This window comes from Pseudomaricurvus hydrocarbonicus, assembly GCF_011602365.1.
Classification (GTDB): domain Bacteria; phylum Pseudomonadota; class Gammaproteobacteria; order Pseudomonadales; family Cellvibrionaceae; genus Pseudomaricurvus; species Pseudomaricurvus hydrocarbonicus.
Genome location: NZ_JAAONZ010000003.1, coordinates 238,881 through 253,688, shown reverse-complemented (window position 1 = coordinate 253,688; position 14,808 = coordinate 238,881). Strand labels below are relative to the sequence as shown.

The following is a 14,808-nucleotide window of genomic DNA, read 5'->3' as shown; positions in this document are numbered from 1 at the left end:
AAAAAAATCATCTGGCGCTGGAGCGACCACGGCCACTCAGATTGTTCACGCCAACGCTTTTGTCGCGCTCAAGCCATGACGCTCCCGAGCAAAATAGACGGCGCCCATTTCTGGCTGCTCCAGCGGAGGCTGCACCTTGCTGGAGACGTCATCCGACAGCCATTTTTGCAGGGGAGCCGAAATCCCCCCCAGCATGGACAAGCGCGGCGGCGCCATCAACAACAGTTTTTTCGCCAGATCATCAATGTATCCAGCGCCCTGCGCGACAATGGCCCGAGCGACGTCGTCACCGGCAGCGGCCGCCGCCAACACCGACGGCGCCAGGCGGGCAAATTCCGACGAAGACGCTTTGCTCATACGCTCGACAATTTGCAAACCATTGACGCCATAAATATCTGTGACTTGATCCACCAGAGTGGTTGGTAATGAAAGACCGTCTTCAGCCTTCAATACAGCTTTGATTGCTTCCAGTCCCATCCAGGCGCCGCTGCCCATATCACCCAGTAAAAAGCCATGCCCCCCCAAAGTCGCGCTCTGCCCCTTGACGGACACAAAACCGCACGAGCCGGTGCCCACGACAATGACGGCGCCATCGCCACCGCGATGCGCCCCCAAACAGGCAGCGTGCAAATCGGTGGTCAAATGCATTTCTGCAAAGGGGTGCTGCCACTCACTCATGGTGACAAACATGCCCGGCAGGTTGATTCCCGCCAGGGCCACACCGGCCACGACATCTTTTAAGACCAACTGCGGAAGGCCTGCGGAGGCGGCTGCTTGCTCAGCGGCTTCGGTAATAGAAGCCAAAGTCCGCGTCAAACCATGCAAGGGGTTCGCCGGGCCCGCCAAACCTGTTCCCAGCACCTCTCCTGAGGATGACACCAGACAAGCGCGGCACTTGGTTCCGCCGCCATCCACACCCAGGTACAAGGTGTCATCATTCATAACTGTGGAAGACATTTCCAAACCTCTTGACCGCCAGCAACTGTTTAACGTTGTCATACCTGGCCATCAATTAAAATTCTGTAATTTACACGTCATAGAGGCCATCTCAGCCTCATCCGGTGCATCCGGCCCGTCCCTGGACCAGGGCAAAATGGCCTTATATCAAGCCACTTTGCCAGAGAAAACTTGCCCGAAAAAACAACACTCGCTCACTCTCTCATGCACTGATGTCATACGCCTTCAAGGATTAGAACTTGAAGTTGGCGCCAACAAAGAAACGGCGACCGTTATAGATCTGGGTACCCGTCACCTTCTGACCATTACCGGCATAGTACACATCATCAATGGTTTCATCGGTGATATTCAGCAGCTCAGCGCGCAGCGTTACATTATCGGTCAAGGCATAGGAAAGTTGCGCATCCCACTGCACCTGATCATCGCCGAACAACATGCCGTTCTCCTGCAGAGTCCGGAAGAACTCTGAACGATAGCTGTAGTTCACACGGGCCGTGAAGCTGTTGCCTTCGTAATAAGCCGTCGCATTGAAGACATCTTCAGACAACGCGGGCAAATTAACATCGCCATCCGTTTGGTTGGTGTAGGTGTAGTTCGCACCCAGGCCAAAACCGTTGTCGAAACTGTATTGTGCACTCAACTCAACCCCTTCCAAACCGGCTTTGTCGCCATTTTCGAAAGTTGTCAGAGCGTTAATGTAAGTTCCATTAATGGTGCCAGACTTGGTGGTGGTGTAGATATAACCATCAATATCCTTGGTGAAAAGCGTAGCACTGAGCAGAGACGCATCCGACAGATACCATTCCGCCCCCAATTCAAACTGGGTTGCCTCTTCCGGCGCCAGGTTTGGATTCCCCGCAGTCCCTGAACTGGTTTCAGGTGTGAGGTTAACCGCGTAAGACAGTGCGAACGGCGCTGGACGAGCAATGGTCTTGCCGGCCGCGAAACGCACCAGAACATCATCGGTCAGGTCATACACAAAGTTCAGGCTGGGCAGCACGTTATCGTAGGAGCCATCGCCAGAAACCGGGCGATCATTGGCGATATCCCAACCACTGGAAGTGGTCTCGGTTTCAACATAGCGAACCCCCACATTACCGCGGAAACGCTCACCCTCAAAGGACGCCATGGCATAAACTGAGTTAATGTCTTCTTCAATTTCGTAAGAGGACGTGCGCTCAATGGCGTAATCGGTACGGCACAATGCTGGCCCACCGTCAGAACAGATCGGCAGAGCATTAAACGCATTGAGCATCATACCCTGGCTCGGCAGGAATACCGTAGTAGAGCCCATGCTGGTTTCATCGTGGTCAACGGTAAAGCTGCCAGTGGTGAAATCTCCAGCCCAGCCCAAGGATTCTGTACCCGCTGCGCCGCCGGCCATTTCCGACTTAATACGTTCCTGCTCAAAAGAGCGCGAACGCAACTTGATACCCGTCTTCAGCTCATTGACCGGTCCCAGAGCCACATCAAAATTGGCATCCACCTGCAAATAATCTTCGGTATCGTCAGTCTTGTTGGTTTGATCAAAAACGCCCGTCAGCGCCATTTCATCCGTCGGGTTGCTCAACCATGGACTGCGAGTGTAATCGATGGCAGGCGCATCACCACCGGGGTTGGTGAAATCAAAATTAACGCGAGTATCTTGCGAGTATGCAAAAAACTCCGTAAAGAAGTCATTGTTAACCCCTTCACCGGAAGTGGTCCCCAGCTGCGCGTGGATGCCAAACGTATCGCCCTGGAATTCAAAGTCCAGATCGACGATTTCAGTTTCCATAGTGGAGCCGTCGCGATAAATATTATCGAAGGCTACATGGTTTGCCCAGCCGGCAGGATCGCCACCGTCTACCGCCAATTCAGTAATGATGCCATTTTCAACCGTACCTTCGGACACATCGTTGGGGCCAAAGATACCGCGGAACGGAATAGCAATCAGGTTGGAGTTAACGTTATCAGCCGTCATCTCTGAGTTGAAATAATGCAGACTGGTGGTGAACGACTCAGTCGGAGCCCACTGCAGGTTTACATCAACACCGGTACGTTCACGCTCCTGTTCAAACAGGGCAGAACCCACGCCCCAGGGAACCATACCCTGTTCGCTGGCACCAGCAGGTGCCATGAAAGGCGTGCCGGGGTTTTCAGCGGCGTTCCAGTCACGGTCATACTGGGTAAAGTAAGCCGGTGTAAATAATTCAGTGGTTTCACGACGAACCGTACGCTCCTGACGTGAGACCGCAATCATGGCGCCAAAGGTTTCGCTGTCGTTTTTCCAGCTGTACAAGCCGGAGAAAGAAGGATCGGTTTCTTCGGCCAGATCTCCATACTGCGCATCGACGGACAAGTTGATGGTGTTAGCGTCCATATCCAATGGCTTACGGGTATTCAGGATTACTGTTCCCCCCAAACCACCTTCATCGATATCCGCCTGCGCCGACTTATACACTTCGACACTGCCGATCATCTCGGGCGACAGCAGCTCGAAGTTAAAGTTACGGGTCGCATCCGCCAGTACAAACCACTGGGAGGTACCGACTGCCTGGCCATTGACCTGCGTCAAGTTACGGGACGAATCCATACCACGAATGGTGACGCCCTGGCCTTCCCCGAACTCTCGTGAAATCGCCACACCGGGAATACGGGCCAGAGACTCCGCCACGTTTTTGTCCGGGAATTTACCAATATCTTCTGACGTAATGGCATCGACCACCGAGTTAGAAAAGCGCTTCACATCCATGCTTCTCTGCAAACTCTGGCGAATACCCAGAACTTCAACTTCTTCTATTTTTTGCGCAGATTCCTCGGCAGCAAACGCCACTCCGGATAACGCCAACGCACTTAAAGATCCGCCAACCAACACTGCATTGTTGATCGAGCGGATAGCACCCCTTAGATTTATCGCCATGATTAACTCTCCTCAGACTAGAGTTCACTTGCTCTTAGTTATTTAGAAAACAACTCCCCGCTCACACAACCCCAGCAGGAGGACAACGTTGTCTTGATGTAAAACTAAACACCTGAGACAACGTTGTCAACCTATTTTAAGCTTTATGCTCCTCGCGCCCGCTCCTGCGGCACAAGAGTGCACTGCCCGGCGCCGGCGCCCCCTGTTTAAGCGCTTGATCGGCTGAATGTTTTTCGCGACCGGGAATTCCAGATCCGGCTGCAGGGCCGATGGGGACGAACATTCTGTTGACCAGTCCTTCTATAGGGGCAATGTCGCATCGCTTTCTCACTCGACTGGGCCTATAATGTTGCGCTTTGTGGCACCCCGGCCGGGACGAGGCAAGGCAGTCGTAACCACGCCTGCAACACCTTCTGGACAGGCCCTTACGGTGTTCCCGCACCCCTAAATTCCCGCGACATCAGACCGTCTGACTGTCCAGTAACAGGTTCACGGAGACAATGGAAGAGCAATACCACCCATCGGCGATTGAAGCCCAGGCCCAGCAAGACTGGGACACTCAGCAGTGTTTTGAAGTCACAGAAGACACCACCAAAGAGAAATTCTATTGTCTGGCCATGTTCCCCTACCCCAGCGGCAAGCTGCACATGGGGCACGTGCGCAACTACACCATCACCGATGTGATCTCCCGCTATCAGCGCATGCTGGGCAAGAATGTCCTGCACCCCATGGGCTGGGATGCCTTTGGACTGCCGGCTGAAAACGCCGCCATTGCCCACAAAACGGCCCCGGCCAAATGGACCTACAGCAACATCGACTACATGAAAGGCCAGCTGAAAAGCCTGGGCTTTGGCTTTGACTGGAGTCGTGAGCTGGCCACCTGCCAGCCCAGCTATTACAAATGGGAACAGTGGTTCTTCACCCGCCTGTACGAGAAAGGCCTGGTCTACAAGAAGATGGCCACCGTCAATTGGGACCCTGTGGACCAAACGGTGCTGGCCAATGAGCAAGTCATCGACGGTCGCGGCTGGCGCTCCGGCGCGCTGGTGGAGCGCAAGGAAATTCCCCAGTGGTTTATCAAAATCACCGACTACGCCGACGAACTGCTGACCAGCCTCGATGGCCTGCCCGACTGGCCGGAACAGGTCAAAACCATGCAGAAGAACTGGATTGGCAAGTCCAAAGGCGTTGAGATGACCTTTGATTTGGCCACCGCGGTGGGAGAGCATGTCAGCTTTGACGTTTACACCACTCGTCCAGACACCCTGATGGGCGTCACATACGTCAGCCTGGCAGCCGAACACCCCATCAGCCTGGCGCTGGCCGCAGACAATGCCGAGCTCGCGGCCTTCATCAAAGAGTGCAAAACCAACTCTGTGGCCGAAGCCGATATGGCCACCATGGACAAAAAAGGGCTGGATACCGGGCTGAAAGCCATCCACCCACTCACCGGCGAAGAAGTCCCGGTGTGGGTCGCCAACTACGTGCTGATGGATTACGGCTCCGGTGCCGTCATGGCCGTACCGGCTCACGATGAGCGTGATTTCGCTTTCGCGAACAAATATCAACTGCCCATCCAGCAGGTTATCGCCAGCACCGCCAAGGGCGATACCGAGTTTTCCAGCACCGAATGGCAGGAGTGGTACGCGCGTAAAACCGACATTCAGCTGGTGAACTCCAGCCAGTTTGACGGCCTGACCTTTAAGAAAGCCTTCGACGCGATTGCCAAGGCGCTGTACGACGCCGGCAAAGGATCCGTCAAGACCAACTTTCGACTGCGCGACTGGGGGGTATCCCGCCAGCGTTACTGGGGCACCCCGATCCCCATGCTGAACCTGCCAGACGGCGGTGAAATTCCGGTGCCGATGGAAAAGCTGCCGGTGTTGCTGCCCGAAGACGTGATCATGGACGGCACCAACAGCCCCATCAAGTCCGACACCGAATGGCGTAAAGCCGACTGGTACCGTGCCGGTACCGAGCACGAAACCGACACCTTTGACACCTTCATGGAGTCTTCCTGGTACTACGCCCGCTACACCTGCCCGGACTTCGAACAGGGCATGCTGGATCCTGAGCGCGCCAACTACTGGTTACCAGTGGATCAGTATGTGGGCGGTATCGAACACGCCATTCTGCACCTGCTCTACGCCCGCTTTTTCCACAAGCTGATGCGCGATGAAGGCCTGGTCAGCTCCGACGAGCCCTTCAAGCAACTGCTGTGTCAGGGCATGGTACTGGCCGATTCTTTCTACCTGCAAAACGACGACGGCAGCAAAACCTGGTTTAACCCCGCCGATGTCGAGCTGGAAAAAGACGACAAGGGCAAAGTCATCAAAGCCACCCACCCACAAGCCGGCGAGCTGTTGATGGGCGGCATGACCAAGATGTCAAAATCCAAAAACAACGGTATCGACCCGCAAACGGCGGTGGATCAGTACGGTGCGGACACCGTGCGCCTGTTCACCATGTTCGCAGCCCCCCCGGAGCAAACTCTGGAGTGGAGCGACTCCGGCGTGGAAGGTGCCAGCCGTTTCCTGCGCCGCCTGTGGAAAACCGTTCACGGGCATTTGGCCGCCGGTGCTGTCGCCGAGCTGACGACCGAAACCGTGGCTGCGCTGAGCGACGCGCAGAAAGACCTGCGCCGCAAGGTGCACGAAACCATTGCCAAGGTCAGCGACGATTACGGACGCCGCCAGACCTTTAACACCGCCGTTGCAGCGGTGATGGAACTGCTCAACGACATCACTCGCAACGCCGATCGCGCCACCCCGGAAAGCCGCGCGGTCGAACGCGAAGCTCTGGAGTCCGCCACGCTGTTACTGGCACCGATCGTACCTCACATTGCTCACGCCCTGTGGCAAACTCTGGGCAACGGCGATCAGGTGGTAGACGCCGCCTGGCCAATAGTGGACGCAGCCGCCCTGGTGAAAACCTCCATTCAACTGGTGGTGCAAATTAATGGTAAGGTAAGGGCCAAGCTGGATGTGGCCGCTGATGCCGATCAGGACAGTATCATTGCCCTGGCCAAAAGCGACCCGAATGTGCAAAAGTTTCTGGAAGGCAAAGAGATCAAAATGTGCAAGGTGATTCCCGGCAAGCTGGTGACCTTTGCGGTGAAATAACCCCACACCAATATCACAAAAAGATGGAAGACAGTCGCCGCGGCACCCGAACGGAGGTTGCGGCTGACAAGTAATGATGCCTGAGCCCCAAGCGACTACGGAAGCTCAAAGACGCTGGTTTGAACGGTTTACCGTTAGCCTCGATGAGTACGCGCCAGCTGAAAAACGCTCTTGGCACTCAACACATAACGACAATATGGAAGCAGTATGAGAAGACTGATCACAACGTTTGTTGCCACCGCTATCACCACCACACTATTAAGCGCTTGCGGCTGGCACCTGAGAGGCTCTACCAGTATACCGCTGGAGATCAACAGCGTGTATGTCAGCGCCCAGGACAGTCACGGCGCATTGATCACCGACCTAAAACGCGCCCTGGCTTCAAACGACGTCAGCGCGACTCCATCCGCCGACGACGCCCAATACCGGATTTATATCAGCCGGGAAAAACAGCAGCGACGCACCGTTTCTGTGGGCAATGCCGCCTTAGCCGCCGAGTATGAACTCTCCCTGGAGGTGGATTACCGCATTGAAGATGCCGCCGGCACCCTGACCGTCCCGGCCACCACCGCCAGTAACGTGCGCTCCTACAGTTTTGACAGCAATGCCGTGGTTGCCAAGGCCGAGGAAGAGCGTTTGATTCAGCAGGAAATGCGCAACAGCATTGTGCAGCAGATTCTGACACGCCTGCGCTTTGCCAGCCAGGCGCAGGCGTCCGGGACTGCGACGGTTCCGCAACCCGATCCGGACGCCGTCCGTGAAGCCCAGCAGCCCATCGAACCCCTGACCGACGAGAACAATGGCCAAACTTCGCCTTGATCAACTGAACGGAGCTCTGCGCAAACGGCTGGCTCCCGTTTACCTTATCAGCGGTGACGAACCCCTGCTGGTCCAGGAAGCCTGCGACCTGATTCGCGCAGCGGCCCGTCAAAACGGTTTTACCGAGCGGGAGTTGCATCACGCTGAACCTAATTTCGACTGGGATCAGCTGCTCACTTCAGCGAACAGCCTGTCGTTATTTGCCGAGCGGAAAATTCTCGAGGTTCGTATCGATAACGGAAAACCCGGCGACAAGGGCGGCAAAGCCCTCACCAGTTTCTGCGAAAGGCCTCCCGAAGACACCCTGTTGCTGGTCATCATGCCCAAGCTGGATGGCAGCAGCCAACGCAGCAAGTGGTTTAAGGCGGTTGAAAAAGTCGCTGACTTTGTACAGATCTGGCCCATTGCCGCCCCGCAATTACCTCGCTGGATTGACCAGCGCATACAGCAGGCGGGCATGTCTGCCAGTCGAGATGCCATCGAAATGCTGGCAGCCCGAATCGAAGGCAACCTCCTGGCGGCCGCCCAGGAAATTGAAAAATTAAAACTGATTGCGATTGACGGCCAGATCAGCGCCGAGATGATCGCCGGCGCAGTTGCCGACAGCGCTCGCTTTGATGTTTTCAGTTTGATTGATAAAGCCCTGCACGGGGATGCCCGAGCCGCCGTGCGCACACTGCAAGGGCTCAAAGGTGAAGGCACCGATGCCACGGTGATCCTCTGGGCACTGGCGCGTGAAATTCGCACTCTGATACAAATCTCGCACGCCATGCAGCAGGGGCAAGCTTTCGACCGAGCCGCCAAAAGCGCAGGTGTCTGGGACAAACGCAAACCGTTAGTGCAAGCCGCCACCCGCCGCTTAAAACTGACTCAATTGCAGATGTTACTGAGAAAAGCCAACGGCATCGACAAAGCCATCAAAGGGCTGCGCAATGCCGATGCCTGGGATGAGCTGATGGACCTGACCCTGAACCTGAGCGGCACTTTTAGCCTGTCACCGTCGGTACAGAAGCTGACGCTGGCCATCACCTGAAGCCGCGGTGACGAGCCAGGTTGACGTCAACCCGAACCTAACGCCCCAGAATACCTTTCAGCGTCGCCTGAATATCCGCCGGCAACACCACCATTTTGCTGTTGGGTGACTGCGCCAAATCCTGCACAGCGTGCACGTACTTTTCGCCCAACAAATACATCACCGGCATTTCATTTTCACCGATGGCGGTGGTCACCATTTCAATGGCTTCCTTACTCGCTTTCGCCAACACCACCTGCGCCTGACTGTCCTTACGTGAGGCCTCCAAACGACCCTCTGCCTCAAGAATCGCCGCCTCTTTGTCACCGGTGGCTTTGGTTACCGTCGCCCGCCGCTGACGCTCTGCGGCCGCCTGCTCCTCCATGGCAGACTGCATGGTCGTAGATGGATTAATGTCCTGAATCTCGACGTTTTTCAGCGTCACCCCCCAGTCAGCGATGTCCTGCGAAATGGCATCTTTCAGTTTCGCCTTAATCAAATCCCGCGACGACAAGGCATCGTCCAGATCCATTTCACCCACAATCGAACGCAGAGTAGTTTGCACAATGGTCTGAATGGCAATGCCAAAATCCTCCACCCCATAGGCGGCTTTATTGGGATCCACAATATTGATGTAAGCCACTGCGTTGGTGATGATGACCGCATTATCCCGGGTAATGACCTCCTGACTCGGGACATCCAGAACGATGTCCTTGGTGGTCATCTTAAACGCCACGTCATCGACATAAGGTATGGTGAAGTTCAAGCCTGGGTCTAAAGTCGTATGGTACTTACCCAAACGTTGCACCAGCCACTTGCTGCCTTGCGGCACAATGCGCACGCCCTTGGCCACCGTGACGACCACCGCAATCACGATGATCGCGGCCAGAAAAAGATTCGAGTCTGCTGGAAACATGGTTAACAGTCCTTATTTGATGGATTCAACAATCAGAGAATTGCCGGAAAAGTCTTTCACAATGGCACGATCACCCGCCTTGAGGGGTTCTGTGGAAATCACATTCCATTCATTACTGCCCAATAATGGTACCGTAAAACGGATTACACCCTTGCCTTCAGCATTGATGTCTTTAACGATCATTCCCACTTCGCCCACGATGGATTCCCGCGACAGTTTGGCCATTTCCATGCCCGACTTCATGGGGCGGACAAATTTAAACCAGAAAGCGGTAATGGCCGTCGACAAAACGGCCCACATCAGCAACTGGATCGTCAAGCTTAATTCGGGAAAAAAGAGTGTGGCCACACCCACGACAATCGCGCCGACACCAAACCACAAGGCGGTGAACGTCGGGATCACAATTTCCATCAACACCAACAGGATGCCCGCAGCCACCCAAATCCAATACTCTAAACCTTCCATAAGCACCCCAACGGTCTATGTTCCATGACACCAACTTGATGAATATTACCATACCCTGCCATGCCGCAGGCGATGTTGTTTAGCCGCGCTTGGCCGTACTACCCAGAGCGCCAAGATTCTCTTGACTGAAAAACTCACCCGCCATCAAATATTCATCAACACCCTGTGCCGACAAGGGTCGGGAATAAAGATACCCCTGAGCCATATCACAGCCTTTGTCCCGAAGCCACTCAGCCTGAAGCTCATTTTCGACCCCCTCTGCCACGACGTTCAACGCCATGTTATGGGCGAGGTTAATGATGGATTTGGCAATCGCCGCATCGTTCTGATCGGTGGCCACATCACTGATAAAGCTGCGATCAATCTTGAGTTTCTGAATGGGAAACCGCTTGAGGTAGGACAGTGAAGAATACCCGGTACCAAAATCATCAATCGCCAGAGAAACTCCCATACCGTTGAGTTCATTCATCATATGAATGCTTTCGGCCGCATGTTCCATCACTGAGCTTTCCGTAATTTCCAGTTCCAGATAACGGGCTGGCAATTCCACTTCGATTAAAATATCCGCCAATCGCTGCACAAAGGCATCTCCCCGAAATTGGCGAGGCGACAAATTCACGGACACACTCTGACAATAATTGCCCGCTTCCAGCCAGCGCTTTTGTTGCCGGCAGGCGGCACGCAACACCCAATCCCCAAGCTCAACAATCAATCCGGTTTCTTCCGCCAGGGGAATGAAGTTTTCTGGAGCAATCATCCCTCTATCCGGGTGCTGCCAGCGAACCAAAGCCTCCATCCCAACCAGACTGTTGGTCTGCAAATCAAACTGCGGCTGATACAGTAACTTCAGCTGATCATGTTCAATGGCTGCTCGCAGATCATTTTCGAGTAGAACAAAACTGCCCAGAGCCGCGCTCATCCCTTCAACATAAAATTCAATTTTATTCCTGTGCGTCTCTTTCGCCTTGCACATGGCAATATCCGCGTGGGCCAATAAACTATTGGCGTCTGTACCGTCTTGAGGAAATACACTTGCCCCCAGCGAGCCAGTCACTTCCAGCCGCTGCCCCATCACATAAACCGGTTCCGCAATGGTGGCCAGAATTTTTTCAGCGACCACCCTTACATCACTGTGCGAGCGAGGGCTTTCCACCAAAAAACCGAATTTATCACCACCGAGTCGAGCCACCGTATCCATGTTACGAATATTTCGCGTCAGGCGCCTGGCCACCTCTTTGAGATACAAGTCACCGGCCTCGTAACCATGGCGATCATTGACGGCAGTGAACCGATCCAGATCCAACAACATAACGCCCAATTTTTGCTCTTGGCGCCGAGCGCGGGCAATACCGTGATTAATCCGGTCGTAGAACAACGTCCGGTTTGGCAGGGACGTCAGTGAATCGTTAAACGCCATAAAATTCAGCCTGGACTGCTGCTGCCTCAACGCATCTTCAGCATTTTTCAGCGCAGTCGTGTCGGTACAAATGGTACCCACATACGAGTAATTGCCCTGAGCGTCCTTCACTGGAAACTTAACCGCACGATAGGTATGCTTGCGCCCATCCACATGCAGAACCTCGCCATCGTGCTCATGAATCTGCAGCGTTTTTAACACCGTCTCATCAAGCGCTGTCAAGCGACTGGCCAGCCCCTCATCAAAAACACCAAAGGCCGTCTTTCCCACATAACTCAGTTTATCGAGGCCCTCGACATGCTTGAAGGAATCACTGGCAATGACAACGCTGCCCTGACTGTCTTTCACGGAAATCAGGGCCGGGGTATGAGCCAGGATAGAACTCAAATAATATTCACTGACCGGCAAGGCAGAGGTCTGCTGTTGCAGCTTTGCCTCTAACGCCTGAACCTGACGAGCAATCGCCATCTGCTGGAATTGAAAATCACTGAACACCCAAAGGCAGTCCAGGCTCTGCATAGCCTTCTGCAAGGATTCCAGCTCCCCTGTGGAACCACAACAAAACACCGCGGCCGGTTTTTGGGGGTCACCGATCACCTTCAGACACCAACTGCGAATGCCAGGCTGCCGCTCACCTTTTGCTATTTCAAAAAAATCACCTGTGCTGCGTGTCGAGTCATGGGGAATTTCCCATTCGATGGGCTTGCCCGACTGGAAAACCTGATGAATGACTGCGGGCGGAATGGAATTAAAACCGGCCTGCGGACTGAGACCTGAACAGAACTCCAGGTCTGAAAATGACGCAGGCAGAAAACGATTGGGGGTTTCCGTAGCAAATTCAGAATACACAGCGTCAGCGCACAACTCACCCTCAGTGCAACTGACCAGCACACAGCGATCAATCGCCTGCTGCTCGGCAACCAGCGTCACAAGGTGTTGGGCAGCCTGACAATAGTCCAGGCCGTCAAACTGAACTCTAAGCGCTCTGATGCGCTCTCCGATGCTGTATTCCACTGGCATCTCTTCCGGCGAATGTCTATCCATACTTCTAATGACTATCCCTAATGCGAATCACTGCCCCGACTGCGAACACTGCCCCGACGGCAAGCACTCAGGCATGTCAACGTTGAACTGCGTTCGCGTCCAGATTCACAACATTGATGGGGGGCCGATATCCTATCAGAGTCCAGTGGCGTGGAATACTCCAAACCAGCCGACCCAATTACCCCGCTCTTCACCAAGACAAACCATTGTCTCGGGCTTTATTTAAACATCACCCAAGGAACTGAGTTTAAAAAGGATTTCGGGGTACGACGGAACCGTCTTAACGAATGACAGGTAAGCGCTTACCTGGGCAGACAAAAACAGCGCTTACCGAGCGGCAAGGATCAAGGAGCACACACCGGGCAGGCCGGATCACGAGGCAAGGTCAGGCTTCGCCAGTCTGAGGTCAGCCCATCAAACATCAACAGCTTACCTGATAGAGTCTGTCCCACTTGGGCCAGCAGCTTAAGGGTTTCCAGCGCCTGCATCGAGCCAATGATGCCCACCAGCGGAGCAATCACACCACTTTCCGAACAGGTTAAATTTTCATCGGACTCTTCCGCGTACAGACATCGGTAGCATGGCGCCTCCGTCTGTCGGGGATCAAACACGGACACCTGCCCCTCAAACCGAATCGCGGCCCCGGACACCAGTGGGGTAGCGGTCGCCACACTGGCCCGGTTAATGGCGTGACGGGTTGAAAAGTTATCACTGCAATCGACCACCACGTCGGCCAGGGAAACCTGCTCCAGCAGTTGTGCCTCTTCCATGCGATCCGTCAGCGCAATGACATCAATATCATCATTAATTAAACTTAAGGATTGTTGCGCCGATACCGACTTGGCCCGACCAATGTCAGCTACACCGTGCGCAATCTGACGCTGCAGGTTCGACAGATCCACATCGTCAAAGTCTGCCAACACCAGCTGCCCAACACCCGCAGCGGCCAGGTACATGGCAACGGGGCATCCCAGTCCCCCCAATCCCACAATCAGAACCCGGCTGGCCAACAGTGTTTCCTGACCGGCAATATCCCACTGTGGCAACATAATTTGTCGGCTGTATCTCAGCAACTGTTCGTCATTCATAGCACGTCTCAGGTATCGGCCAGTTTATCGGATTCGAAACAACGTTGGGCGAACAACGTCGGAACTTAAAATTGACAACCGCGGAGTTTAAATTTAACAAACGTGGCTCCGGTAATAAAAGCCAGAGCATCCCCAGCAAGACGCTCACCCCGCCTCGCCCCAAAAAAGCCCCAGGGAAATACGATCGTTGCGACCATAATCCTGAACCGTCCTGACCTCGGTGTAGCCGGCTGAACTCAGCAACGCCCGCACCGATTCGCCTTGTTGATAGCCATGTTCCAGCACCAGCCAGCCTCCCGGCAACAAATACTCACGCCCCACTTCAATAATGTGCTTCAGGTCGGCAAGACCTGCATCAGCCGCCACCAATGCGGACAAAGGCTCAAAGCACACATCGCCCTGGGTTAAGTGCGGATCCGCCTCATCAATATAGGGCGGGTTACTGACTATCAGCTGAAAACCGACGGCCGCTTGAATTCCGTCCGGCTGTGCTTCTACTAGCGGTTCTTGTGCCAGCGGCTCTTCGAGATGGGCAGGCTCGACCTGCTCAAACCAATTGCTGAGCTGCACCGTAACATTACTCAGGCCAAACTTTTTCCGATTGCGTTCAGCCAGCGCGACAGCCGGCTCAGAATAATCGACGGCCGTCACACGCCATTGCGGGTGCTCACTGGCCAACGCCAGCGCAATAGCGCCAGTGCCCGTGCCCAGATCCAATACTTGCGCGTGTGCGGGCAACGACAACCCCAACACGGTTTCAACCAGCGTTTCGGTATCCGGTCTGGGTATCAGGGTAGAGTTATCCACATCCAACTCCAGGCCCCAGAATTCACGACTCCCCAGCAGGTGCGCAACCGGCCGGCCGGCCGCGCGCTCAGACATCAGGCGATCAAATGCTGCCTGCTCTGAGTCCGACAGACACCGCTCCGGCCAGGTGAACACATAGGTGCGGTCCCGCTGCACCACGTGAGCCAACAGCAGCTCGACGTCCAAACGGGCCGAGTCGCTGTTAACCAACTCACCGGCCCGCTGCAGGCATTCACGAATCGTTTTCAGCATAAGACCT

The 14,808-nt window shown here is 54.7% G+C and carries 10 protein-coding genes; 3 read left to right on the top strand and 7 right to left on the bottom strand.

All coding sequences use genetic code 11. From position 1 onward, the window contains the following. Positions 1-45 precede the first annotated feature (45 nt). Both nagK and G8770_RS05655 read right to left on the bottom strand, forming a co-directional pair. Positions 46-957: an N-acetylglucosamine kinase gene (gene nagK / locus G8770_RS05660; RefSeq protein ID WP_167182985.1), complete on the bottom strand. Its 912-nt coding sequence runs from the start codon at positions 955-957 to the stop codon at positions 46-48. 232 nt (positions 958-1,189) lie between these two features. Next, complete coding sequence (locus G8770_RS05655; RefSeq protein ID WP_167182982.1) at positions 1,190-3,859, bottom strand: TonB-dependent receptor; 2,670 nt, start codon at positions 3,857-3,859, stop codon at positions 1,190-1,192. A gap of 500 nt (positions 3,860-4,359) precedes the next feature. Between G8770_RS05655 and leuS the strand changes: the two genes are divergently transcribed. From leuS to holA, 3 genes are all read left to right on the top strand, one after another. Continuing rightward, complete coding sequence (gene leuS, locus G8770_RS05650; RefSeq protein ID WP_167182979.1) at positions 4,360-6,981, top strand: leucine--tRNA ligase; 2,622 nt, start codon at positions 4,360-4,362, stop codon at positions 6,979-6,981. 207 nt (positions 6,982-7,188) lie between these two features. Next, entirely contained in the window at positions 7,189-7,800 is a 612-nt protein-coding gene (locus G8770_RS05645) for an LPS-assembly lipoprotein LptE (protein ID WP_167182977.1), read from the top strand. Then, positions 7,781-8,833 (top strand): DNA polymerase III subunit delta, encoded by a 1,053-nt coding sequence (gene holA, locus G8770_RS05640; RefSeq protein ID WP_167182976.1) that lies wholly within the window; start codon positions 7,781-7,783, stop codon positions 8,831-8,833. The genes G8770_RS05645 and holA overlap by 20 nt, the downstream gene beginning before the upstream one ends. A gap of 37 nt (positions 8,834-8,870) precedes the next feature. Here holA and G8770_RS05635 read toward each other — a convergent pair whose 3' ends face one another. The 5 genes from G8770_RS05635 to prmC all read right to left on the bottom strand — a co-directional run bounded on the left by G8770_RS05635 (position 8,871) and on the right by prmC (position 14,798). Continuing rightward, positions 8,871-9,728, bottom strand: coding sequence for an SPFH domain-containing protein (locus tag G8770_RS05635; protein ID WP_167182974.1), 858 nt, complete (start codon positions 9,726-9,728; stop codon positions 8,871-8,873). A gap of 12 nt (positions 9,729-9,740) precedes the next feature. Further along, entirely contained in the window at positions 9,741-10,193 is a 453-nt protein-coding gene (locus tag G8770_RS05630; protein WP_167182972.1) for an NfeD family protein, read from the bottom strand. A 79-nt stretch (positions 10,194-10,272) separates the two neighbouring features. Next, a complete protein-coding gene (locus G8770_RS05625; RefSeq protein ID WP_167182970.1) occupies positions 10,273-12,654 on the bottom strand; it encodes a putative bifunctional diguanylate cyclase/phosphodiesterase in 2,382 nt (793 codons plus the stop codon). A gap of 344 nt (positions 12,655-12,998) precedes the next feature. Further along, positions 12,999-13,742, bottom strand: coding sequence for a HesA/MoeB/ThiF family protein (locus G8770_RS05620; RefSeq protein ID WP_167182968.1), 744 nt, complete (start codon positions 13,740-13,742; stop codon positions 12,999-13,001). Between the two features lie 144 nt (positions 13,743-13,886). Next, positions 13,887-14,798 carry a peptide chain release factor N(5)-glutamine methyltransferase gene (gene prmC / locus G8770_RS05615; RefSeq protein ID WP_279537111.1) on the bottom strand — a complete coding sequence of 304 codons (912 nt, stop codon included), beginning with the start codon at positions 14,796-14,798 and terminating at the stop codon, positions 13,887-13,889. Positions 14,799-14,808: the final 10 nt, after the last annotated feature.